The organism is uncultured Barnesiella sp. (genome assembly GCF_946496565.1).
Taxonomy (GTDB): Bacteria; Bacteroidota; Bacteroidia; order Bacteroidales; family Barnesiellaceae; genus Barnesiella; species Barnesiella merdigallinarum.
In genome coordinates this window covers 91,992-116,849 of the sequence record NZ_CAMMHD010000010.1, presented here as the reverse complement: position 1 = coordinate 116,849, position 24,858 = coordinate 91,992, and the positions used below count along the sequence as shown (strand labels likewise).

The 24,858-nt window shown below is 55.1% G+C and carries 19 protein-coding genes and 1 tRNA gene; 9 read left to right on the top strand and 11 right to left on the bottom strand.

Features of this window, described 5'->3' with window-relative positions; genetic code table 11:
* Positions 1 to 218 precede the first annotated feature (218 nt).
* From Q1K76_RS07120 to Q1K76_RS07100, 5 genes are all read right to left on the bottom strand, one after another.
* Positions 219 to 1,091: a T9SS type A sorting domain-containing protein gene (locus Q1K76_RS07120; RefSeq protein ID WP_300132138.1), complete on the bottom strand. Its 873-nt coding sequence runs from the start codon at positions 1,089 to 1,091 to the stop codon at positions 219 to 221.
* A gap of 643 nt (positions 1,092 to 1,734) precedes the next feature.
* Positions 1,735 to 3,276 (bottom strand): hypothetical protein, encoded by a 1,542-nt coding sequence (locus Q1K76_RS07115; protein WP_300132135.1) that lies wholly within the window; start codon positions 3,274 to 3,276, stop codon positions 1,735 to 1,737.
* A gap of 251 nt (positions 3,277 to 3,527) precedes the next feature.
* Positions 3,528 to 3,600 (bottom strand) — tRNA-Lys (locus Q1K76_RS07110).
* A 107-nt stretch (positions 3,601 to 3,707) separates the two neighbouring features.
* The gene (locus Q1K76_RS07105; protein ID WP_087409043.1) at positions 3,708 to 4,529 is read right to left on the bottom strand and encodes an MBL fold metallo-hydrolase; all 822 of its coding nucleotides are present in this window, start codon (positions 4,527 to 4,529) and stop codon (positions 3,708 to 3,710) included.
* A 121-nt stretch (positions 4,530 to 4,650) separates the two neighbouring features.
* Complete coding sequence (locus Q1K76_RS07100) at positions 4,651 to 5,358, bottom strand: SAM-dependent methyltransferase (RefSeq protein WP_300132133.1); 708 nt, start codon at positions 5,356 to 5,358, stop codon at positions 4,651 to 4,653.
* Positions 5,359 to 5,439: 81 nt separating this feature from the next.
* Between Q1K76_RS07100 and Q1K76_RS07095 the strand changes: the two genes are divergently transcribed.
* Positions 5,440 to 6,861 carry an rRNA cytosine-C5-methyltransferase gene (locus Q1K76_RS07095; protein ID WP_300132130.1) on the top strand — a complete coding sequence of 474 codons (1,422 nt, stop codon included), beginning with the start codon at positions 5,440 to 5,442 and terminating at the stop codon, positions 6,859 to 6,861.
* Positions 6,862 to 6,960: 99 nt separating this feature from the next.
* Here Q1K76_RS07095 and Q1K76_RS07090 read toward each other — a convergent pair whose 3' ends face one another.
* Positions 6,961 to 7,527, bottom strand: coding sequence for a hypothetical protein (locus Q1K76_RS07090; protein WP_298662866.1), 567 nt, complete (start codon positions 7,525 to 7,527; stop codon positions 6,961 to 6,963).
* 7 nt (positions 7,528 to 7,534) lie between these two features.
* Positions 7,535 to 10,039 carry a C10 family peptidase gene (locus Q1K76_RS07085; protein WP_300132128.1) on the bottom strand — a complete coding sequence of 835 codons (2,505 nt, stop codon included), beginning with the start codon at positions 10,037 to 10,039 and terminating at the stop codon, positions 7,535 to 7,537.
* A 582-nt stretch (positions 10,040 to 10,621) separates the two neighbouring features.
* Between Q1K76_RS07085 and Q1K76_RS07080 the strand changes: the two genes are divergently transcribed.
* Both Q1K76_RS07080 and Q1K76_RS07075 read left to right on the top strand, forming a co-directional pair.
* Positions 10,622 to 12,763 carry an alpha amylase C-terminal domain-containing protein gene (locus Q1K76_RS07080; RefSeq protein WP_300132125.1) on the top strand — a complete coding sequence of 714 codons (2,142 nt, stop codon included), beginning with the start codon at positions 10,622 to 10,624 and terminating at the stop codon, positions 12,761 to 12,763.
* A gap of 294 nt (positions 12,764 to 13,057) precedes the next feature.
* Complete coding sequence (locus Q1K76_RS07075; RefSeq protein ID WP_300132123.1) at positions 13,058 to 15,307, top strand: inorganic phosphate transporter; 2,250 nt, start codon at positions 13,058 to 13,060, stop codon at positions 15,305 to 15,307.
* A 208-nt stretch (positions 15,308 to 15,515) separates the two neighbouring features.
* On the opposite strand, the gene Q1K76_RS07070 is transcribed toward Q1K76_RS07075, so the two are convergent.
* The 4 genes from Q1K76_RS07070 to Q1K76_RS07055 form a co-directional block, all read right to left on the bottom strand.
* Positions 15,516 to 15,986: a gliding motility lipoprotein GldH gene (locus tag Q1K76_RS07070; RefSeq protein WP_087409048.1), complete on the bottom strand. Its 471-nt coding sequence runs from the start codon at positions 15,984 to 15,986 to the stop codon at positions 15,516 to 15,518.
* A gap of 14 nt (positions 15,987 to 16,000) precedes the next feature.
* The gene (gene ricT / locus Q1K76_RS07065; RefSeq protein ID WP_258326750.1) at positions 16,001 to 17,425 is read right to left on the bottom strand and encodes a regulatory iron-sulfur-containing complex subunit RicT; all 1,425 of its coding nucleotides are present in this window, start codon (positions 17,423 to 17,425) and stop codon (positions 16,001 to 16,003) included.
* 124 nt (positions 17,426 to 17,549) lie between these two features.
* Positions 17,550 to 19,091, bottom strand: a complete 1,542-nt coding sequence (gene rny, locus Q1K76_RS07060) for a ribonuclease Y (RefSeq protein ID WP_087409050.1) — start codon at positions 19,089 to 19,091, stop codon at positions 17,550 to 17,552.
* 96 nt (positions 19,092 to 19,187) lie between these two features.
* Complete coding sequence (locus Q1K76_RS07055; RefSeq protein ID WP_087409051.1) at positions 19,188 to 19,496, bottom strand: cell division protein ZapA; 309 nt, start codon at positions 19,494 to 19,496, stop codon at positions 19,188 to 19,190.
* 583 nt (positions 19,497 to 20,079) lie between these two features.
* Here Q1K76_RS07055 and dinB point away from each other — a divergent pair.
* From dinB to Q1K76_RS07025, 6 genes are all read left to right on the top strand, one after another.
* Complete coding sequence (dinB, locus tag Q1K76_RS07050) at positions 20,080 to 21,141, top strand: DNA polymerase IV (RefSeq protein ID WP_300132120.1); 1,062 nt, start codon at positions 20,080 to 20,082, stop codon at positions 21,139 to 21,141.
* A 220-nt stretch (positions 21,142 to 21,361) separates the two neighbouring features.
* Entirely contained in the window at positions 21,362 to 22,012 is a 651-nt protein-coding gene (locus Q1K76_RS07045) for a 50S ribosomal protein L25 (protein ID WP_087409053.1), read from the top strand.
* Between the two features lie 21 nt (positions 22,013 to 22,033).
* The gene (gene pth / locus Q1K76_RS07040) at positions 22,034 to 22,597 is read left to right on the top strand and encodes an aminoacyl-tRNA hydrolase (RefSeq protein WP_087409054.1); all 564 of its coding nucleotides are present in this window, start codon (positions 22,034 to 22,036) and stop codon (positions 22,595 to 22,597) included.
* 5 nt (positions 22,598 to 22,602) lie between these two features.
* Positions 22,603 to 23,043 carry an RNA-binding S4 domain-containing protein gene (locus Q1K76_RS07035; protein WP_087409055.1) on the top strand — a complete coding sequence of 147 codons (441 nt, stop codon included), beginning with the start codon at positions 22,603 to 22,605 and terminating at the stop codon, positions 23,041 to 23,043.
* 94 nt (positions 23,044 to 23,137) lie between these two features.
* Positions 23,138 to 23,542: a DUF6769 family protein gene (locus Q1K76_RS07030; protein WP_087409056.1), complete on the top strand. Its 405-nt coding sequence runs from the start codon at positions 23,138 to 23,140 to the stop codon at positions 23,540 to 23,542.
* 125 nt (positions 23,543 to 23,667) lie between these two features.
* Positions 23,668 to 24,858 carry an efflux RND transporter periplasmic adaptor subunit gene (locus Q1K76_RS07025; protein WP_300132116.1) on the top strand — a complete coding sequence of 397 codons (1,191 nt, stop codon included), beginning with the start codon at positions 23,668 to 23,670 and terminating at the stop codon, positions 24,856 to 24,858.

Below are 24,858 nucleotides of genomic sequence, written 5' to 3'. Positions count from 1 at the left end.
TGTTCGCAAAGATACGATTTTATACGGTTTACTCCTCAGGTTTTTACGTTGATCCCTAGTCCCCTCCCCCCCTTCACGTACAAAACTAAATACCCACTATTCCCCTTCCACAAAAAAAAACAGACAGCCACCGTTCACAGTAACTGCCTGTTCCTCAAAATTATATTTTTGTATCATCGGCCCAACGTCAGACAATTGGATCGATCCACCCCATCAGACTACTCTACTACCAACCGGCCCGAGGTAACCACCTTATTCCCCTGGATAACCGTATAGATATATACCCCGCCATTCATCTGCGAAGTTTCTATCTCTACCTTGTCGTTATTCCCAGTCGAGAACGATTGAACCAAAGAACCATCAAGGCGGACTACATTGACTACGGCATTTTTCAAGCTAGCCTTTCCTCCGTCAACGGTGTATACCTCACCCCGCCGTACCGGGTTGGGATACCCTGCCACACTCCTGTTCTCGGCAACCAGTTTCAACACATTACTACTCCCCTCTCGATTTACCTCATATACATGAAAAGTATATGTTTCAGAGCCACAAGACAGGGCGAAATACAATTTATCCTTTAACACAAAAAACTGCGGTGATTTCAAATATGAACCATCAGGATATGTAATGTCAGCCAGGCAATTTCCATTCGTCTGCATAATCTTAAATCCATAAGTCTGATAATATGAATACCCCGGATTTTCAATAAACTTATTTTTCTCTACAATATATTCAAATTCCGGATCATCATTAAGCAATGTTTGGGAAAATAAAAAACGCTCGGAATCTCCTTCATACGCATAATTAGCGCTACTAAAGACCGACACAGCTCTCACAAAATCGGTAACAGAACATATCTTCTGCCACGAAGAATTGTAAATATTATATGAATCGGGCCCTGTAGCAGTATTAGGATCAGGAGCAACTGCAAAAATTTCCTCCACTAAATAATCTTCATCTCCTTGAGAATACGCTACAAGCGATAAACCATCTCCTGCAAATGAAAACGGCATTAGAATACCACTATCAGACATGGCCAAGAATGTGGTAAAAATTGCCATTACTACAACAAAAAACAAATGACGTTTCATAATAAAATTTAATTTAATGTTTTCAATCCCCTAAAAACAACATTAACTTTCCAATAAAAGGTGTGGAGACTGTATTTTATACTATCTGTCCGGTCAAATTATTTGCCTACCAATTGCCCAACATATACAGTTTAAAGTTTATTACAAGAACTTTATCCCTATATATTTCTATAGATATCTTTCAACTCAAATTCTCACAAAACGATAGCTTTTCTAAAATAACACCTCTTATCATTATTTCTCTTCTTCCACGAGAAATAATTCTCTTTTGTTTTACAAAAATAAATATTTTTAGAAACGTCAACAAAAAAACTTATGCCTTTAACACAAACCTGCATTTTATCAGTACAATCCAAGATGTCACAGAGCCGCAAGAAAGTCAACCGAAAGCGACTTCACTCAAAACACAATATTAGCCCTCATACTTAAAATACTATCGTATTCACTTCCATAAAAAACAGCTGGTTGCCTCTGATAACGACTGACTGTTTCACATAGAATTCATATCTTGCTAACATCGAATCAACAACAACCAATTGAATCAATTCATATCATTAGACTACTCAACAACCTCACAAACTCGAATTCCCAAAAACAACATATAAGTCCGCACTTGTAAGCAATCGGCTTGCAGGTGTTTTTTTTATTTCCGGCTATCCCGGTCGCGATAGGTCACCTCCTTCCCCACCAGCCGCTTGCCCTTGAACCGTACCGACCGGTTGCAGCACGTGCAACGGTAGTAGGAGTAGTAGTGCTCGACAACCGAGGTCTCGCGCGTCACAAACTCGTCGACCGTATCGGAGATGACCAGCTTGTCGCCCTGCCGCTCGACCTTGCGCGAGAGCAGCCGGCTGTCGTCGTACTCATCGACCGTAACGACCCGTTTCAAATCGCCCCGCCCCAGGAACTTCAACCCCTTGACCGTATGGCAGTAGGGACAACGGCCATTGACATCGGCACTCCAGAACATCGCCGAGAGAATCAAGGCTACGTAAACGAAAAACATGTTGACCGACACCATCGAGAAATAGAAGAGGTAGAGGTGATAGGCCACCAGAATGCACAACACGCCCACCACCTTGAGCCACCGGTTGGAGAGCGGGCGCAGATAGATGACCGTGTGACGCAGCCCCCACGACACCACGAAGGCCAACAGCAGCAACAACGCGGCATCGGCCAACCCCACGACACCACGCGCGGCCCACAGTGGCAGCAGCCGACTCCCCACTCCTTCGCCCAGCGGATAGGCGGCATAATAACCGGCCCGCACATAGTTGGGGTTGTAGCGAATGTGCGAATTGATCAGGTGCGAGAAGAAGGGCAACGACCGGGTCGACTGCCCCGAGATATGGTAATCGGCCAACGTATCATTTTCGAAGACGAGCATCAGTGTCCGATACAGCAGCGAGTCGTTCTGCAACACATCGACACTGGGCAGGAAGGCATACTTGCGGCTCCCCTTCACCACCACGCTCTGCGCCGGTTCGTACAACGCCTCGATAGCTGCCAGACTGTCACCCTTCAGCCGGTCCAGGTCCCGGTCGAAGACCGCCAGCCGGTCGACAATGAGATACTCCTTGTCGGGACTGCGCCAGGTATAGACGGGCATCTGCCCGCGAATGGGCCAGTAGAGAGGCTCGAAAGCCAGCTTCTCGCCGCTGTCGAGCACATAGAGGTAGGGATAGTCGCTCCGTTTCGTCTCCGACTTCATGGGATTCTCGGCCAACCGCTCCACCCGCACGACCCGGCGAGGCTCCAGCCGACCGTCGGCCTCGACCTTCACCTCCAGCCCGGTAGCCGTCTCGGGCACCACAGCCAGCCCCCGCGTTCCGTCGCGCAACTCTATCTGATACTCGGCCCACGGCTTGTAACTGAGCAGCACCCGCTCGTCGGGCAGGTCGTAGCAGATAGCCAACACCCGCACCGGCGTACCGGCCGGCAAACGCCGCACCTGCTCCTGGCCGTCAGCATCCACAACCCGCAAGTCGGTGCTCCAGCGCAAGGTCACCTCGTGCGACCGCTCCCGCACCTGCCCGACCTTCATCGACGAGTAGTCGATCAGGTTCCACAACCCGAAGTTGCACCACGGCAAAATGCAAATCAAAATCAAATAGATGACAAACGCACGCACCATGCGATAGACATCGGTGGCCTTATCTTGTGCCAGGTAATAGCTTCTGTCCATATATCCCCTTTTATCAACCGGTATTAAAAAGAGCCCTATCACCCCAAGCAGGGATGCTGTCGGGGAAGAGGTTCAGCCTCTTCGCTCTGAACAAAAATAGACATTTTTTCTATTTTTACAAATTCCGGCTTAGAGGCGTGGTCGACAAAACGCCCAAGATTTTCCACTGCCGCTCCCCTTTTCCGCGGAGAGCCCCGAGCGCAAAAGGCATAAAAAAAGCGCCTGCATCGTGATGCAAGCGCCGTTGTCTGTGACCCCGGAGGGGCTCGAACCCTCGACCCAATGATTAAGAGTCATTTGCTCTACCAACTGAGCTACGGAGTCATTCCATAAGGAACGGGTGCAAAGGTAAGGCTTTTCGAGAAACCTGCAAAGGATTCTTCAAAAAATTTTTCGGCAATGTGCAAAATTCGTAAAAAAAAGAGCAGCATCTACTCCTGCCCGTCGGGCTCCTCGAAGGTATAGAGCGCCGAGGGGTGGTTGCGGGTAAGCGCCACCAGCTCCACATCCTTGCCTACGCGGATACCCTCCTCGTACAGCCGGTTCTCGATGGTCTTGTAAGCCAGCTCGGGATGGTTGTTGTCGCCGCTGAGGTGGCACAGGAAAATGTTGCGCAACGCCGGGGTATAGATACGGGCCAGATAGTCGGCCGTGCGGGCATTGTCCATGTGGCCGTTGTCGGCCAGGATGCGCCGCTTGAGGTGAGGCGGATAGGTGCCGTGTTGCAGCATGGCCTCGTCGTAGTTCGACTCGATGACCAGGTAGTTGGCCTGACGCAGATACTTGTCGGCCGTCGGGGTGATGGTACCCAGGTCGGTAGCAAAGGCAAAATGCAGATTGCCGTACGTAACAAGGAAGCCCACGTTGTCGCTCCCGTCGTGGGGCACCTCGAAGGCGGTGATGGTGAAGTCTCTGATTTTGAAGGGGACCTCCTTGATAATGGCGCGGTGCGCGCTGTATACCTTGTCGACCATGCAGTAGTTGCGGTTCATGCCGTTCTTGATGGTCTCGGTGGTATAGATGGGGATTCCGAATTTCTCGCCCAAGGTTCCGGCCGCCTTGATGTGGTCGGCGTGGTCGTGGGTGATGCACAAGGCCACGATTTTTTCAAACGGTATGCCATACTCCCTCAAAACCTTCTTGATGGTGCGTACACCTTTGCCGGCATCGATCAGTATGCCATAATCTTCCGTTCCCAAATAATAACAGTTGCCACTGCTTCCGCTGGCCAAGCTCAGAAATTGCAAGCTCATATCCTTTTTTCTCCTTGGGGTACAAAGATAGTTTTTTAGCCGCACAATAGAAAATTATCGGCCACAAAGATATTGCCGCGATTCCGACAATTTTTTCCCGAAGCCCGGCAGGCACTCCGCCCTATTTGTAGAGCAGGAAGATGGCCGGGGTCTTCTGGTAGTTGTACGAGGTCTTGGCCCACTCGCTCAGCGAGAGGGTGCGGATGTTCTCGTCGGGGCAGGTGATGTTGGCCGCCACACACAGACGGGTGTGCGGGCGACAGGTGCGCACGAGGTCCTCGATCATCTTGTGGTTGCGGTAGGGAGTCTCGATGAATATCTGGGTCTGGTCTTCGGCATAGACCCGCTGCTCGAGCTGCTTGATGCGCTTGGTCCGCTCGCCGGCCTCGATGGGCAGATAGCCCTGGAAGGCAAAGCTCTGGCCGTTGAAGCCCGAGGCCATGAGCGACATCAGTATCGACGACGGGCCCACCAACGGCACCACCGGCAGATGCTCGCGCTGGGCAATCGCCGCCACATCGGCTCCCGGGTCGGCCACGGCCGGACACCCCGCTTCGGAAATAACCCCCACGGGCTGGCCCTGACGCAACGGATTGAGGTAGCTGCTCACCTCGGTGGCCGGGGTGTGGCGGTTCAACTCGTAGAAGGTGAGGGCATCGATGCAAATATCGGGGTTCGACTTCTTGAGAAAACGACGGGCCGAACGCACATTCTCCACGACGAAATGGCTGATTCCGGTTATCACTTCGCGGTTATAGGCGGGCAGTACCCGGTCGATGGGAGTATCGCCCAGCGGTACGGGTATGAGGTATAAAGCGGCTTTGAGCATAACGACTTTTTTGAGGGCTACAAAATCTATCGGCAAAAATACCTATCTTTGTCGAATCGTGAAAATTTCCTCGACCCGATTATGACAGAACTGCCCTCTTCGTTTATCGACCGCACCCGCCGCCTGCTGGGCGACGACTACCCCCGCTTTGAACAGGCGCTCGCTACCGAGTCGCCGGTGAGCATCCGGCTCAACCCGGCCAAATGCTGGCCGGGCAGACCGTTGGGCGAAGCGGTACCCTGGTCGCAAGAGGGCTACTATCTGCCCGAACGGCCGGCCTTCACCTTCGACCCCTGCTTCCATGCCGGGGCCTACTATGTGCAGGAGGCAGCCTCGATGTTCCTGCATCGGGTCATCGACCAGTACATACACACCCCGGTGCGCTACCTCGACCTTTGCGCCGCACCCGGCGGAAAATCGACCGATGCCATCGCCTCGCTCCCGGCCGGCAGTCTGGTGGTGAGCAACGAGGTGGTGCCCAACCGCACCTATATCCTGGCCGAGAACCTGACGAAATGGGGCTCTCCCTTCTCGGTGGTGACCCGCAACGAGGCGGCCGACTTTGCCCGTCTCGAGAGCTACTTCGACGTGGTGGCTACCGATGTGCCCTGCTCGGGCGAGGGGATGTTTCGCAAAGACCCCGACGCCATTGCCGAGTGGTCGCCTGCCGGGGTGGACCGCTGCGCCGAACGCCAACAGCAAATCCTCACCAACGTGTGGCCGGCCCTCAAGCCGGGCGGAGTGCTCATTTACAGCACCTGCACCTACAACCTCGAGGAGAACGAAGAGATGGTGCTCTACCTGATGAAAGAGCTGGGAGCCACCCCGCTCACGGTCGATACCGACCCGGCCTGGGGCATCGCTCCGGCTCTCGTACCGGGAGTGACGGCCTACCGCTTCATGCCGCATCTCACACGGGGCGAAGGGCTCTTCATGGCGGTGTTGCGGAAACCCGGCGAACCCGACGACTCGCACTCCCGGCTGCTCGACGAACCGGCCGGCAAACGCAACAAGAAGGGGAAGAAGACCACCCCGGCGACTCCCGTGCCCGACGAATGGTGCCAACGGCTGGCTCGTCCCGACGATTTCGACTTTGTGTCGCGCGGCGACAGTTTCCTGGCCATCCCCCGCGAATACCGGGCCGACTACCAGTTGCTCGACCGGCACCTCACCCTGCTGCAGGCCGGTGTCACTCTGGCTACCGTCAAGGGTCGCGACTACATTCCTCACCCCTCGCTGGCTCTCTCGACGGCTCTCGACCCCGAAAAGACACCCCGCTTCGAAGCCGACCTCGCTACGGCCCTGGCCTACCTGCGCCGCGAGAGCATCGTGCTGCCACCCGACCAGCCGCGCGGATACCTCATCGTCGCCTACCGTGGTTTCCCCCTCGGGTGGGTCAAGAATCTGGGCAACCGGGCCAACAACCTCTATCCGCAGGAGTGGCGCATCCGCAGCGGCTATACTCCCGACCTCCTGCCCGACCTGCCTGTCGAACACGTATAAGCGCGAGTATTCGTCACGACTACCCAATGCCCCCCGAAACGGAAACGAGGGTACGGCCTTCGCCATACCCTCGCCTTGTACCTGTTCACGATTCACCCGCTACAACTTGGGAGCCGACACCCGGCTCATATCCCGGGGCAACTCCACCTTGCGGCAGCCGGGGAAACCATCTTTTATCAAGGCATTGAGCTCTGCCACCTCATCGGCATAGCTACCCCGCTTGCCACACACGTAGAGTTCGGTGAGCGGGTAGCGCTCCAGAATACGAGCCTCGAGCTGCTGCACGGTAGGCGTCTGCTCCAGAGCACTGTACTCCTCATAGGTATAGTCGAGGAAAGCCACGTGCTCGTTGATACCGCGGTTGTCGAGCCAATAGCCGTCGGCCAGTGCGGTGGGCTTGGCCAGGCGGCCCTGATAATAGAGATCGGAGGGAGCCGGATAGGCCACGATATGCTCGTGCCGGGCATCGAGTGTCACCGGCACATGGTCGCTGAAGTCGCGTGTCGTCTTATACACGATAGCCGACGGGAGAGCCTGGGCAGGCTTCGCCCCCGTGAGCACCTGCCCCGAGGAGGTCTTTTCGGGAGCCTGGGCAACCGGTTTGGAACTTTTGCATCCTGCACTGAGAATCAACATGGCCGAACAAAGAAAAATAATCGGTTTCATAAGGTTTCTATTTCTTGATAAATTGGGTTGTCTTCACTTCTTGAGCCGTGCGTACCCGCAACAGATAGGTGCCGGCCTGCAAATCGGCCACGGGCACCTGCAGCTCTTCGCCCGGTGCGGGCGTCAGGCGCAGCAGTTCGCGACCCGAGAGGTCGTAGACCGCCAGGTCGATTACCTCGCCAGCCTGGCGTACATGGAGCGTCTCCTGTACCGGATTGGGATAGACCGCCAGGTCTCCGGCTGCCCCGTCGACCTCATCCAAGCCGGTAGGCGTACTCAGGGTAAAATAGACAAAACTGTTTTCATACGGTGTAAACTGTATCCAGTCACTGCCATTATAATAATAGAGCACAGCCACATAAGAACCATCGTCCAGCGTGAGAGCTGCGTCGATGTTCACGTCGACCTCCTCGTCGGCATCGATAATCAGCTGCTGGTAACCTATATACGATATATAGGTGTCTCCCGACTCGGAGAAAATAAAGGCGACTATATCGTTGGCGAAGTAGGCTCCCCGATTGGCGACGCGGGCACTCATGCGAACATCGGCCCGATTCACGGAGCCACCGTCACCTTCCAGCGTCAACGGCGAAACCAGTTGCAAATCGGGGGTTCCCTCGGCAGGAGTTTCGTAGACCGTAACCCGTCGGGGCTCACCCAAAACCGACACATACGAAAAGGCTCCGTTGGCACTGTTCCCTTCATCGTAACAGAGATAGAGATTATACTCCCCGGGTGCTGTGGTTATATACTCCGACACCTCAAAGGTCTGCGTCTCGCCGGGAGCCATGGAGACAGGATTGAAAGTACCCCACTGTGCTACACTACCGTCGGTCGCCGACTCCAATACCAAAACCAAACTCGACACATATTCGCAGCCTCGGTTGGTTACCGTGTAGGTGAACCGGCCATTTCGATTCTGATAGAGATTACCCGAGAGTTCCAAGGCATCCAACTGCAAGTCGACATCAAACCCGGCCGCATCGGCAAACGTCACCCGACCGCCGCTCACCGTCACTTGCAGATAGTTGGATGTGCCTGCAGGAGCGCGCATGACGTGATAGTCGGACGAACCCTCAGCCTGATAGACCAGATGAAGCCGATAGCTGCCATCGGGCACCGTGCCGGGTATCGTTTGTTCGCCAAACGAAAGTGAATACCAACCATAGGAACGCTCGAGACGCGTAGTCATCAACTCCAGCGGGCAAACCACGTGGCCCGAATCGTCGCACAGTGCGGGCCCGATATTCCCTTCGAAGGTATTGCAACCCAGATTCCAAAGGCCATTGACCCACACCTCGAACGATTCGTTGCGCCCGATTTCCGTGCGGGAGGCCATCAGAGTCGTATCCATGCAGAGCTGATACAAGCCGTCATCGGGCAGAGTTTCCGATTGTATGCCGGTAATGATTGCCTGTCCCCAGTTGAATCCGCCGTTGCTGCCACCGGTACCCTGAGCCGTCGGAGTCAGATTGGAAAGCGTGAAATAACCGTTCGACATACCGCTCCAACCCCAGTTGATATGGAACAGACCGTTGGTATCGTAGCCATCGCACACAAAAGCATGGCCACCCTGCGCACTGGAACCGCTGTAATAAACGGGGCGCTTTTCGTCCAACTCGTGGCGGATGATGGAATCCCATTCGGTCTTGGTATAGTAAATTCGGTTCAGTAGTTTCATATTCTTGTTGTAGCCGAAATAGGTAGCCAGCGCCTCGGGTACATCGTCCGAGAAGGCACCGCTCTCGTAACCGTAGTCCATACCCACCGAGATTCCGCAATGATACATCAGGGCGGCCACGGCATTTCGCTCCTCGTCGGTACTCTCGCTGGTATAGATGGGCGTCATATGGTCCCAATCGTAATAGGTATTCTCGATATTCTCTTCGTCAATCACCAAACCCTGGCTTCGCGTGGTATACCCCGGTATCGTTCCGGTTCCCTTCTCGGGCCACTGGTGGTACCCCATAATCTGAGCCATGGCCGTAGCCACACAGCCCACCACAGACCTGCCGCCATCGCTCATCACCGGGCATTGCAGATTGTAGGGATCGCCCTGGTCCCACAGGATACTGCCCAACAACGGAGCCACCGACTTGCCCGTGGCCTGTGTGGAGCGCTCTACCTTTTTCGCGGGGAGGGCGACGGCCTCGGGTGCAGCAGCAAGCACCTCGAGCTCGGTTGCATAGGAGTTCAACAAGTACCGGAAGTTGTCGGGCAGGCTGTCAATGTCGAACGGACCAGCATCGGAATACCCCAGAATCTCGGGAGCCCGGTCGTCGGCCGACACGATGACAAAACCCTCCCCCCGGTTAAAGACATAGAACAACGGCTGCGAATCCCCGCTGCGGGTATAGGCGAGCTGCGTCGAGGTCCCCATCGTCTTTTTAAGATTGCCGGCACTGCCTGCAAATTCGCTGGCTATCTGTTGTGCCTGCTGCACGGTGCGCGGTCGGGCATACAGCGATGCAGCCAACGACACACACAAAGCCACTATAAAAAATGGTTTCACTCGATTGTTTTTCATTTTAGACATCTCTACTACTGTTTCTGTAATATGGCTCGCCATATCCCTTTCTTATGGCGACTATAATATTATATGTGTGGTGCAAAAATAGTGAAAGGTGAGCGGAGAATAAAATATCGAAACTTGTTTCAGATATTTTTTATCCCGAACCGCATCCTATCTTATCCAAAGATAGTGAAAGGTGAGTGCAGAAGCAAACGGGAAAACTTGTTTTTCAAGTTTGACTATGCCGAACCGCATCCTATCTTATCTAAAGATTGTGAAAGGTGAGCGAAGAATAAAATATCGAAACTTGTTTCAGTATTTTTTATCCCGAACCGCATTCTATCTCCCAGGGAAAAATCGGGCAAAAACTTTTTCACATTCCCTTCACAATGTTTCCGCTCCAAAAGTTTCATATATCGGTTTTTTTATTACTTTTGCATGTAGGAATAGGACGAAAGTCGACTGGGATTCAGGTACGGAAATTCCTCTCTACCAAGCCCGGCAATCGGCCTGTTTCAACCGGCAGGGAGGCGCCATCAATGCGCTCCTGCAGTCATGTCGTTCTTCCTTAAAAACAGCCCTATGAAAACTCTGAAACTGATAAAAAACGATCCTTGGCTGGCCCCTTATAAACAGGCAATCGAAGGCCGTCATAACCGTGCCTTAGAAAAAATGGCCGAACTGACCAACGGCAGCGGCAACCTCTCGGAATTTGCCGACGGATACCTCTACTTCGGCCTTCACAAAGAAAAAGGTCATTGGGTATTCCGCGAATGGGCTCCCAACGCCAACGCCATCTACCTGATTGGTACCTTCTCGGACTGGAAAGAACAACCTCAATACAAACTGCTGGCTATCGGGAACGGCGTGTGGGAAATCAAGCTTCCCCTCAAGACACTGCATCACCTCGACCTCTACAAGCTGTCGGTCCACTGGAACGGCGGGCAGGGCGAACGCATACCCGCCTGGGCTACCCGCGTGGTGCAAGACCCCGAGACCTATATCTTCTCGGCTCAGATCTGGGACCCCAGACAGCCCTTTACCTTCACCAAGACCAACTTCAAACCCAAGACTTCGCCCCTGCTCATCTACGAATGCCACATCGGTATGGCCCAGCAGGAGGAGAAGGTGGGCACCTATAACGAATTTCGCGAGAAGATTCTGCCTCGCATCGATGCCGACGGCTACAACGCCATACAGATTATGGCCATACAGGAGCACCCCTATTACGGCTCGTTCGGCTACCACGTGTCGAGCTTCTTTGCCCCCTCGTCGCGATTCGGTACCCCCGACGACCTGAAGACCCTCATCGACGACGCTCACCGGCGCGGCATCGCCGTCATCATGGACATCGTGCACTCGCACGCCGTGAAGAACGAGGTCGAGGGTCTGGGCCGCTTCGACGGCTCCTACGACCAATATTTCTACGGCGACAACCGGCGGGAGCACCCGGCGTGGGACTCGCTCTGCTTCGACTACGGCAAGAACGAAGTGATTCACTTCCTGCTCTCCAACTGCAAATACTGGCTCGACGAGTTCCACTTCGACGGGTTCCGCTTCGACGGCGTCACCTCGATGCTCTACTACAACCACGGGCTGGGGCAGGCCTTCTGCTCGTACGACGACTACTACAACGGCGGGCAGGACGACAACGCCATCGTCTACCTCACTCTGGCCAACGAACTCATCCACCAGGTAAACCCGCGCGCCATCACCATTGCCGAAGAGATGAGCGGCATGCCGGGCCTGGCAGCCAAATTCAAGGACGGTGGCATCGGCTTCGACTACCGCATGGCCATGGGTATCCCCGACTTCTGGATAAAGACCATCAAGGAGAAGAAGGACGAGGACTGGAAACCTACCGCCATATTCTGGGAACTGACCAACCGGCGGGCCGACGAAAAGACCATCAACTATGCCGAGAGCCACGACCAGGCTCTCGTGGGCGACAAGACCATCATATTCCGCCTCATCGACGACGTGATGTACTGGCACATGAGCAAGGGCGACACCAACTTTGTCGTAGACCGGGGCATGGCCCTGCACAAGATGATACGGCTCGTTACCCTCTCGACCATCAACGGCGGGTACCTCAACTTCATGGGCAACGAGTTCGGTCACCCCGAGTGGATCGATTTCCCCCGCCAGGGCAACGGCTGGTCCTACAAATATGCCCGCCGCCAGTGGGACCTCGTTGACCGCGAAGACCTCAAGTACCAGTACCTCGGAGCCTTCGACCAGGCCATGATTCATCTGGTAAGCCAGAAGAAGAAGTTCGAGCAGACCCCCATCGTCAAACTGTGCGAAAACGATGGCGACCAGGTGCTCGCCTTCATGCGCGACGACCTGCTCTTCGTCTTCAACTTCCACCCCTGCAAGTCGTTCAACGGCTACGGCATTCTGGCCCCCGCCGGCGAATACAACACCCTGCTCAGCAGCGACGATACCGAATTCGGTGGATATGGACTCGTAGACAAGAGCGTTCCCCACTTTACACGGCGCGACCCGCTCTTCGAAAAAGAGAAGAAGGAGTGGCTGCTGCTCTACCTGCCGGCCCGTTCGGCTCAAATTCTTCGCTGGAAGAGACCCGAAGAGATAGGCAACACCCCCGAAGCGACCGAAAAAAGCTCGACCCGGAAAACCGCCCAAACTGTCCAAAAACCGAAGACGGAAAGAAAAGCGACTGCCCGCTCGACCAAAACCACAAAAGCGAAAAAGCAATAATCGGTAGAACAACCGAACACCATCCAATCGAGGGCTTCCCACACGGGGATGCCCTCGACTTGCATATACCTCACCCGGAAGAACGCTCCACCGCCCCCTCGCTCCCCACAACTCATCACCCCACCCGACCGACCAAGGCTTCTTGCCTCTCTAAGAAAACGGGAAAAGGCTACACCTCACCCCGTTGCACCTTACATTTCGCCGAAACGAAATAAGATAGATATACGTTTGTAACGATTCTGTAACATGAAAATCGTTCCTTTGCGATGCCAAAAAACATGCAAATTGGAGATTATGGAAACATTCTATCTGATTATCGTCATCTTTATTTTCTTCATCGCCGTCTTTGACCTGTCGGTCGGCGTGAGCAACGATGCCGTCAACTTCCTCAACTCGGCCATCGGGTCGAAAGCCGCTTCGTTCAAAATGATTATGGCCATAGCTGCCGTAGGTATTTTTGTGGGAGCCTCCATGTCGAACGGCATGATGGATATTGCCCGACACGGCATATACCAGCCACAGTACTTCTACCTGAACGAAATCATGTGTATATCGCTGGCGGTCATGCTCACCGATGTGGTGCTGCTCGATGTCTTCAACACCATGGGTCTACCCACCTCGACCACGGTTTCGATGGTATTCGAGTTGCTGGGCGGTACCTTTGCGCTGGCCATCATCAAAACGATAAACAGCAACGGACTGCTGCAGATGGGCGACCTCATCAACACCGACAAGGCGCTGCAAGTGATTGTCGCCATATTCGTGTCGGTGGCCATCGCCTTCTTCTTCGGTGTTATCGTACAGTATATTGCCCGACTGATTTTCAAGTTCAACTATCGGCGGCAACTTAAATATTTCGGTGCGCTGTTCGGCGGTTTTGCAGCCACGACGATTATCTATTTCATCCTTTTCAAAGGGTTGAAAGAGTCGACCCTGATGACCGCCGATACCCGGCAATGGATTCACGAAAACACCACGATGCTGCTGGGCTGCTGCTTCGTGGCCACTACGGTGCTGATGCAGATACTCACATGGTGCCGCGTGAATGTGCTGAAAGTGGTTGTGCTGCTGGGTACCTTTGCCCTGGCTCTGGCCTTCGCCGGCAACGACCTGGTGAACTTCATCGGTGTGCCTCTGGCCGGCTTCTCGGCCTACACCGACTATGTGGCCAATGGCGGCGGCGCAGCCCCCGACCAATACCTGATGACCACGCTGCTCGACTCGGCCAAGACACCGCCGGTATTCCTCATCGGTTCGGGTATCATCATGGTTATCGCCCTGTTCACCTCGAAAAAGGCACAGAACGTCATCAAGACTTCGGTCGACCTCTCGCGTCAGGAGACCGGCGAAGAGAACTTCGGTACCTCGCCTATCGCCCGTAAACTGGTGCGCATGACCACCAACACCTCGTCGTACATCATCAACAGCATACCGCCCAAAGCCCGGGCCTGGCTCAACAGCCGGTTCGACAAGGACGAAGTGATACTCGAGCACGGCGCCGCCTTCGACCTGGTGCGGGCCTCGGTCAACCTGGTGCTGGCCAGTCTGCTCATCGCCCTGGGTACTTCGCTGAAATTGCCCCTCTCGACCACCTACGTTACCTTCATGGTGGCCATGGGTACCTCGCTCGCCGACCGGGCCTGGGGACGCGACAGCGCCGTATACCGCATTACGGGTGTCATCTCGGTAGTGGGCGGATGGTTCATCACGGCTGGTGCAGCCTTCCTCATCTGCTTCATCGTTACGATGATTGTCTACTACGGTGGTACCATCGCCATCATCCTGCTGAGCGCCCTCGCCGCCTACATGCTTATCCACAGCCAAATCACCTATAACAAGAAACTGAAACAAGAGAAAAAGAGCTCGCTAGCCCAACAGCTGGTGGCCAACAAAGACAAGGAAGAGGCGCTGGTGCTGCTGCGCCAGTTCAGCCGCGAAGAGTACACCAAAGTGCTGGAGTGGAGCGCCGACCTCTACAACCGGGTAACTACGGGATTTCTGCACGAGAGCTACCGCACCTTGCGTAAGGCCATGGGCGACATCGAGACCGAGCGCAGCTACTTCAAACAGGTGAAACGGTTGGGGACCATAGGCGTATCGCACCTGAACGATCAGGTTGGTCTGGAAAAGGGTCTCTACTACTTCCAGGGCAACGACTTCTCCTACGACATTATCCACGCCATCAAGCGCATGTGTGAGCCGTGTCTGGAGCACACCGACAACAACTTCAACCCGCTCGACAAGAGCCAGAAGGAGAACTTCGGTGCCATTGCTCCCGAGATTGTCGGCTTCCTGGAGAAGAGTCGGGAGCTTGTCGAAGAGAACAACTCAAGCCAGTACTCCACACTCTACAACCGGGGCAACCAGCTCATCAACCAGCTGGGTGTGCTCAAGCGGGAGGAGATTCGCAACATGCGTGAACAGGTGTCTTACATCAAGGTGGGCATCGTCTACCTCACCGTCATCCAAGAGTCGCAGAACGTGGTGGCCTACACCATCAACCTGCTGAAGATGAACCAAAAATTCCAGGAAGAGAATCAATAATATACAAGTCTCAATTTGCATCTTTTAATTTTTGAGAACTCGGGCCGCCTCTTGCGAGAGCAAAGGGCGGCCTATCCCTTTTTGAATCCGGTTCAAAAAGAGTATGCCACTACATGCGAGAGAGGTGTGCCTGCCGGAGAACCGGTCGACACACCTCTCTGGTGGTATTTGTACAACCTCGTGGTGACGAGGCTGTTCGAGTTTACAATCAGGGTTTATGCGGGGCAATGCGGATACCTATGTCGGAGATGCCGCGGATGCGGTCGTCGCGCATGGCCTGCTGGATAGTCACTACCTGGTCGCGACCGAAACGGAAACGATTGTCGAGCAACAGCTCCTGCTGGTAGTACGAGCCCCAGCCACCACCCGACCAGCGACCGAACTCATCGGCCAGTTCGCAGTTGACGGTATCGGTCTTCTGCCGGCCGTCGGCCCCGGTATAGGAAACGAAGAGCCACAGGTTGCGGTAGGCATAGTCGCCATTATGGCGCAGCGTGAGGAAGAGGTCGTAACGCCCCGTCGAGTCGGGCGACTCGGGGGTGAACCGCTGTACGTCGCGTTTGAACCAACCGTTCTTGGGCAGCGTATTGAACTCGTTGTAGACATCGTTCTGTCCACACGAAAGCAAGCTCGCCAGCCACAGCGCGGCACATCCTATATACAACCCGTTTCGTTTCATCGTTTGCCTCGGTCTTACTCTTTTTTCTCTTCGCGCTTTTCGGGAGCGGCCGGTTTGGGTGCCGGCCGCTTGGGCGCCCCTTGCTGTTTGGGTGCTCCCTGTTGCTTGGGTGCGGCATTCTCGCCCCCCTCTTTACGGGGTTGCTGGCCGTTGGGCTGCTGAGCGTTGGACTCTTTGCCTCCGCCCCCCTTCTTGCCGTTGCGCGGAGGCTTGTTCTGCCCGCGGTTGCCGCCGTTGTTATTACCGTTGCCCGACTTGTTGCGCGGCTCACCGCCACCCTGCTGACGACGTCCGTTGTTGTTGCCGCCGCCATTGTTGCCGTTGTTTCCGCCGCCGTTGCCTTTTTTCTTCTTCTTGGCCTTGTCGAAGCGGGTAAGGCTGTCCTGTCCTACCACATCTTCGAAGTCGCGGCGTTCGGGAGCACGAGCTCCGGCCTCGGCCTCGAGGGTATCGGGTTTGATGCCCCGCTTGTTGAGGGCGATGATTTCGAACACCCGCTCGGCACTCACGGTCACCAGATTGGCCGCCATCGACTTGTCGGTCGAGTAGGACATCTCGCGTTTGAAAATATCGGTCTTGAAATGGTAGTAGGTGTTGAGTTTCGTCTCGAGCGGAATCTCGCGCGAGGGGAGCCGCTTCTGCGCCTCTACGTAGGCATCGGCCTCGTAATTGAGGCAGCACTTCAGTTTGGCACACTGCCCGGCCAGTTTCTGCGGATTGAGGGCAATGTCCTGATAGCGGGCGGCACTGGTGGCTACCGACACGAAATTGGTCATCCAGCCCGAGCAGCACAACTGACGGCCGCAGGGACCCAGACCGCCAATGCGTCCGGCCTCCTGACGGGCACCGATCTGCTTCATCTCGATACGCACCCTGAAGACCTCGGCCAGCACCTTGATGAGCTGGCGGAAGTCGACCCGTTCGTCGGCGATGTAGTAGAAGATGGCCTTGTTGCCATCGCCCTGATACTCGACGTCGCCGATTTTCATGTCGAGGTGCAGGTCCTCGGCAATCTTGCGGGCCCTGATCATGGTGTCGTGCTCCTTGGCCTTGGCCTCTTCGAACTTCTCGAGGTCGTTGGGCTTGGCCTTGCGGTAGACCCGCTTGAGCTCGGGATTGTCGATCTTGACGTTGTTCTTCTTCATCTGCAGCAACACCAGCCGGCCGGTAAGGGTCACCTCGCCGATGTCGTGCCCCGGCGAAGCCTCGACGGCTACCAGATCGCCCGGCACGAGCCGGATGTGAGTCGTGTTGCGGTAGTACCCTTTGCGGGTATTCTTGAACCGCACCTCGACCAGGTCGGTGTCGTCGTGCGACTCGGGAATGTCGGCCAGCCAGTCGTAGACCTCGAGCTTCGCCCCCTTGCGGCGGCAGTTGGCCGAGGTAAGCTGCGGCTTCTCCGACGGGTTTGTAGTATGATTGTCGTTTGTATGGTCCATGTTGGGTAAATCGTTAACACCGACAAGGCCCCAGACCGTACTCGAAACAGCGGTTCGGGTAACGCCCTACGGCCTCGTCGTTGGTTGATAAATGGGGGAATGGAGCGGTATGGCGTCGCCCGGCTTATTTGGCGAAGCTTACGGCCCGCGTCTCGCGGATGACGGTAATCTTCACCTGTCCGGGATAGGTCATCTCGTCCTGAATACGTTTGGCGATTTCGGTCGACAGATTTTCGGTTTCGGCATCGTCGATCTTGTCGGCACCCACAATCACGCGCAACTCGCGGCCGGCCTGTATGGCGTAGGTCTTCAATACGCCGGGATACGAGAGGGCCAGTTGCTCAAGGTCGTTCAACCGCTTGATGTAGGCCTCGACGATTTCGCGACGGGCGCCGGGACGTGCACCCGAAATGGCATCGCACACCTGTACGATGGGAGCCAGCAGGCTGGTCATTTCGGTCTCGTCGTGGTGAGCGCCGATGGCGTTGCAGATATCGGGTTTCTCCTTGTACTTCTCGGCCAGTTTCATACCCAGCAGGGCGTGCGGCAATTCGGGCTCCTCGTCGGGCACCTTGCCTATATCGTGCAGCAGACCGGCGCGACGGGCTTTCTTGGGATTGAGACCCAGCTCCGAAGCCATGACGGCACAGAGGTTGGCCGTCTCGCGCGAGTGTTGCAGCAGGTTCTGACCGTAAGACGAGCGGTATTTCATCTTGCCCACCAGGCGGATAAGCTCGGGGTGCAGACCGTGTATACCCAGGTCGATGGCGGTACGTTTACCGGTCTCGATTATCTCCTCTTCAATCTGTTTGCGCACCTTGGCTACCACCTCTTCGATACGGGCAGGGTGGATGCGGCCGTCGGTTACCAGCTGGTGCAGGGCCAGACGGGCAATCTCGCGACGCACGGGGTCGAAGGCCGAGAGCACGATGGCCTCGGGGGTATCGTCGACGATAATCTCGACCCCGGTAGCAGCCTCGAGGGCACGGATGTTGCGGCCTTCGCGACCGATGATGCGGCCTTTGATTTCGTCCGATTCGATATGGAATACCGTTACCGAGTTTTCGATAGCGGTTTCGGTGGCTACCCGTTGGATACTTTGTATCACGATGCGCTTGGCCTCTTTGTTGGCGGTCATCTTGGCATCGTCCATGATGTCGTTGATATACGAGGCAGCCTGCGTTTTGGCCTCCTCCTTGAGCGACTCGACGAGACGCTCCTTAGCCTCTTCGGCCGAGATACCCGAGAGGTGCTCCAGACGCTCTACTTCCGACTTGTGGAGTTTCTCGAGCTCCTGTTTCCTCTTCTCTACCAGTTCGAGCTGGCTGTCGAGGTTGGCACGCACGGCCTCGGTCTCGCTTTTCTTGCGTTGCAACTCCTGTTGTTGCTGCGAGAGCTGCATTTCGCGTTGCTTGAGTTTCGACTCGGCCGACTGTATCTTGGCATTGCGGGCATTGGCCTGCTTCTCCATTTCGGCCTTCATGTGGATAAACTTCTCTTTCACCTCGAGCAGTTTGTTTTTCTTGATGACCTCGGCCTCTTTCTCGGCCTCTTCGAGGATGGTCTTGGAGCGAGCCGCCAACAGGTAGCGGTTCACCAGAAATACAACGAGACCGCCTATCACGAGACCGCCTACGCTTGCGGAGATTAGTAGTATGTAATTCATCGTTTCTAAATTATAATTATAAAAAAAGCACTACCAGCCGCCCACCTCCGGAGCTGCTGCAGTGCAGGAATTATCTCTCTTTTCGATACCGCTATTCTATACGGTATGCTCGTTTAATATCTGTTCCGCCTCGACTTCGAGTCTCTTCAAATCGGCCAGCAGGTTCTTGCGATCTTGTACCATCTCGCAGTAGAGTCGAGCTATCTCGACGGCGACCATCGCCATTACCGATTCCGAATCCATCAGTCCGTCTTTGTACTTGTCCCGGTAAAAAGCCCATCGCTTGTTGAACAAGTCGGCGGCATCTCTCCAATATTTTTCGTCCGCACCGTAATCGACCCGCAAGGCTAACGGGTTTTTCAGGTCGGCAATTCTCAGAGTTATCTTTAATTTATCATCGTTCATAGCATCCTATTCGTTCAAGAGTGAGATGCACTTATCGATTTCCCGCACCAACCTGGCAAATCTGGCCTTTGTTTCGGCGACACTCGACCCCTCTTGTGCCGTAATCGATCGCGAGAGTTTCAGATTGTTATACCTCTTCTCCAGCTCGTCGTATCGTTGCTGCAATGCCTGCATATCTTGCCCGCATTGCGCCAAGCGGTCTTTGAGTGACCCGTTCTCCTCTTCGAGAGACTTACATAAATCGCTAATAGCGTGAAACTTAGCGATAAGCGATTCTATTATATCTTTCGAATTTCCGGCCATTATCTCACCAAATTCTATACAAATATAGATAATTCCCGACAAAAGCGGCAAAAACAGGGGGAATATTTCTTATTTTCTCAAAATTATCACAATTTTTAAGTTTATTTGACAAGCCATCTCTTCTGATATTTCTTGCGAAAAATTTTCGGACCCGCGTATCGACTTGCCTCTGCTCTCGCCTTTTGCCATCTTTTCAGAAGACAGGAGGCGGCTCGGCATGGTCAAATTTGAAAACAAGTTTTCATTTGCCTCTGCTCTCGCCTTTCACTATCTTTGCATTATGCGGAAAATCATACACATCGACATGGATGCCTTCTATGCCTCGGTCGAGCAGCGCGACAACCCGGTCTATCGGGGCAAGCCTATCGCCGTGGGGCATAGCGGCCCGCGGGGCGTAGTGGCTACGGCCAGCTACGAGGCTCGTCCTTATGGCGTGCACTCGGCTCTCTCGTCGGCTCAGGCCCGGAGGCTCTGCCCTCAGCTTATCTTCGTGGAACCGCGGCACGAGGTCTACAAGGCGGTGTCGATGCAGATACGCAGCATCTTTGCCGACTATACCGACCTGATTGAGCCGCTGTCGCTCGACGAAGCTTTTCTCGACGTGTCGCACGAGCGGTCGGCTACGCTGGTAGCCCGCGAAATCAAACGCCGCATTCTGGCCGAGACGCAGCTCACGGCATCGGCCGGGGTGTCGGTCAACAAGATGCTGGCCAAAATCGCCTCGGACTACCGCAAGCCCAACGGGCTCTTTACCATCGCTCCTGCTCAAATCGAGGCGTTTGTCGCCACCCTGCCCATCGAACGGTTCTTCGGTATCGGTGAAGTGACGGCCCAGAAGATGCACGCGCTGGGTATCCTCACCGGGGCCGACCTGCGGCAGTGGGACCGCGCCTCGCTCATGCGCCAGTTTGGCAAGGCGGGACTTCTCTACTACGGCTATGCCCGCGGCATCGACGACCGCGAGGTGGTGCCCAACCGCATACGCAAATCGATCAGCGCCGAGACCACCTTTATCGAAGATACCGACGACCGCGCCCGGCTGGCGGCCGACCTGGGCGAGGTGTGCGACGAGGTATGGGGACGGCTTCAACGCCACCGTTTCAAGGGGAAGACGGTGGTGCTGAAACTCAAATTCGACAATTTCAAACAGATCACCCGCTCGAAGACGCTACCGACCCCGGTCGACTCGTTGGCCACACTCTACCGCGTGGCGCAGGAGCTGCTCACGGCCTGCGACTTCGGGGGACACAAAATCAGACTTATCGGCGCAGGCGTAGGCAACTCGCTCGAGGCAGGTCTTGACGGCGTACAACTGCGGCTCCCTTTCGACGACCTGCCTTAACCGCCACCCCGAGACCGTCACCACACCACCGACTGCCCCCGCGCAATGGCCACGATGGCCCACGACAACCGCCACATAAGCACAGTGAATTATCAACTAAGCTATTGTACATTAGAAAATAATATCGTATCTTTGCCCCGCTTTTTGAAAATTCCGTGTGATGGGAAATTAAGGAGCAAGAGAAATCACTTAATTTTGAGTAACACAAAACAACAAAACAATGAAAACATTTCAACTGAATGGTACGGCCCGTACCGATCTGGGCAAGAAAGCTGTAAAAGGCCTGCGTAAACAAAACCTGATTCCTGCCGTTCTCAACGGTGGCGAACTGGTAGACCTGCCTTACACCGGCACCCTGAAACCCTGCGAAAAACTGGTAGAACTCACGGGTGGTAAAAAAGGTATTATCGTTACCGATTTCACTGTAACCAAAGACGCTGTTCGCAAACTGGTTTACACTCCCGATATCTTTGCCGTAGAACTGAACATCGACGGTGAGAAGAAAATGGCCATCTTGAAAGACCTGCAATTCCACCCCGTAACCGACGCTATTCTGCACATGGACTTCCTCGAAGTTACCGACAAGAAACCGGTGGTTATGGAAGTTCCCGTTCAACTCGAAGGTCACTCCGAAGGTGTACGTGCCGGTGGTAAACTGAGCCTCTCGATGAGAAAACTCAAAGTGAAAGCCATCTACACCAACATCCCCGAACGTCTGGTTATCAACATCGACAACCTGGGTCTGGGCAAGACGCTGCAAGTAGGCGAGCTCCACTTCGAGGGTCTGGAACTGATGAACGCCAAGAATGCTGTGGTTTGCGCCGTTAACCTGACGCGTGCCGCTCGTGGTGCTCAAGCTAAACAAGACTAATCAAACACCATCTTTTTGTAGATGAAATATCTGATTGTAGGGCTGGGGAATATCGGTTACGAATACGAGAATACCCGGCATAACATAGGATTCAGAGTATTGGACGCCTTGGCTAAGGCGTCCAATCTCGTTTTTACCGACGGCCGTTACGGAGCTACCTGCGAGCTGCGCATCAAGGGACGTACCCTCGTGCTGCTCAAGCCCTCGACCTATATGAACCTGAGCGGGAACGCCGTGCGCTACTGGTTGCAGAAGGAGAATATCCCCGTAGAAAATCTGCTCGTCGTGGTCGACGATTTGGCTCTCCCCTTCGGCACCTTGCGGCTGAAACCCAAAGGCAGCGATGCCGGTCACAACGGACTGAAGCACATTTGCGAGACATTGGGCACGCAGGTCTATTCGAGGTTGCGGTTCGGCATCGGCAACGACTTTCCGCGTGGCGGGCAGATCGATTTCGTGCTGGGGGCCTTCCCCCCGGAACAAGAGGCACAACTGCCCGAGAAGCTGGAACGGGCCGGCGAAATTATCAAGAGTTTCTGTCTGGCCGGTGTACAGCAGACCATGAACCAGTATAACAACAAGTAGCAACTATGGCAAAAGAAGAGGTACGAATCGACAAGTTCATGTGGGCCACCCGCATCTTCAAAACCCGCACCATCGCTACCGAGGCCTGCAAAAAGGGCCGGGTGATGGTCGACGGCGTAGGGGTGAAGCCCTCGCGCACGGTCAAGGTGGGCGACACGATACAGGTGCGCAAGCCGCCCGTGACCTACTCGTTCAAGATTCTGGCTCTGGCCGAGAACCGCATGGGGGCCAAACTGGTGCCGGGCTACCTCGAGAATGTCACCCCACCCGAGCAATACGAACTGCTCGACATGGTGCGCATCAGCGGCTTTGTCAACCGGCAGAAGGGGCTGGGACGCCCCACGAAACGCGACGGCCGACAGATGGCACAGTTCCTCGAGTCGCAGTATGCCGACGACGGATTCGATTTTGACTTCGATTTCGACGACGACCTGGACGAGGAATAATATTAAATAAATTTAAAACTCGATTGAAACTGCAGGGGTAATATCCCGTTCCCGGGGATTGTGCCTTACCTTTGCCGTTGCAAATCTATCTTTTATGTGGGCTAAGAAGCTGAAAATAGTATGTCTGTTGCTGGCCGGTTGCCTGGGAGTGCTCTCTACGACACTTCCGCATCATCACCACGCCAACGGCATGATATGCCTCGAGTTCAACCTGCTCGGCAGCGACGACTCCCACGCCAAAAGCGCCGAAGAAGAGACCGACGATTGCACCGGCTGCAACTGGTTTGCCTACAAGATACCGGTCGATCTGGCATCGTTGCATCAGCACCTAACCCTTCGGTTTGCCCCGGTCAAGATATTGCTGGGTACCTGGGCCGTATTGGCCGACTGGGTCGTCGACATCCCCGACGAGTCGCCCACGTATGGCATCTATGTCGAACGGCTGCATACGGCCGTCTTTCTCCAGACCCTCGCTCTGAGGGCCCCTCCCGTAGCATAGGTATATAGTTTTGAAATCGTGTTGTCTCGCAAAGCATCATGCACTGCCGAGCCATGCGTACGTGCGGCCACCGACATGGCCGTAACGATTGAAACATCTGTTTATTCAATATTAAAGCAATACCTATGAAACGAAACATATTATTGACAATCACAATCTTATCGTATATTCTGTGGAGCTGCTCGGGCTCGTCGCACACCGATGGCGAAGCCCACGAACACAGCGACCACATCGAAGAGCACGACCATGAGCACAGCGAGCACGAAGGTCACGACCACGAAGCCGAAGGCCATGGCGACGAAATCATCCTGAAAAAAGCCGAGGCCGAAGCCATCGGCCTGACCACCAAAACCATAAAGCCCGAGAAGTTTCACAGCGTGATTCCCTGCTCGGGTACTCTCTCGGCCGCCCAGGGCGACGAGATGACGGTCGTAGCCCCCGTGTCGGGCGTGGTCTCGCTGGCCGGACGGCATATCACCGACGGCAGTCAAGTATCGAAAGGGAGCGTGCTGCTGCGCCTCTCGGCCCAAAAGCTGGCCGCAGGCGACCCGGCACAACGCGCCCATATCGACTACGAGACGGCTCGCAAGGCCTACGACCGGGCCAGCGAACTGGTGAAAGACCAGATTATCTCGCGCCAGGAGTACGAACGGATAGCCAAGGATTACGAGACCGCCCGGCTGGCCTACGAGGCTATCGGCGGAAACGGGACGGGCAGTGCCGTGCAGGCTCCCATGAGCGGCTACCTGAAAAACATTCTGGTGAACGACGGCGACTTCGTGGAGATGGGACAACCGCTGATGACCCTCTCGCAAAACCGCCGGTTGCAGTTGCGGGCCGAGGTGCCGCAACGCTACTACAAGGCACTGCCTACCATCGCATCGGCCCACTTCAAGACCTCGTATGACGACCAGGTATACAGCCTCGACCAACTGAACGGCAAGCTGCTGAGCTACGGCCGCGGCTCCCTGGCCGGCGGTGCCTACGTGCCGGTGGTCTTCGAACTCGACAACCGGGGCGATGTAGTGCCCGGTGCCTGTGTCGAGGTCTATCTGCTCTCTACGCCGGTCGACAATGCCCTGGTGGTACCCGTCTCGGCCCTCACCGAGGAGCAGGGACTCTACTTCGTCTACCTGCGTCTCGACGAAGAGGGATATAAGAAGCAAGAGGTCACGCTGGGCGATACCGACGGGGCCAACGTGCGCATCCTCTCGGGTCTGCACGAGGGCGACCGGGTGGTTACCCGCGGTGTCTATCAGGTGAAACTGGCCGCACACAGCGGTGTCATTCCCGAAGGTCATTCCCACAACCACTAA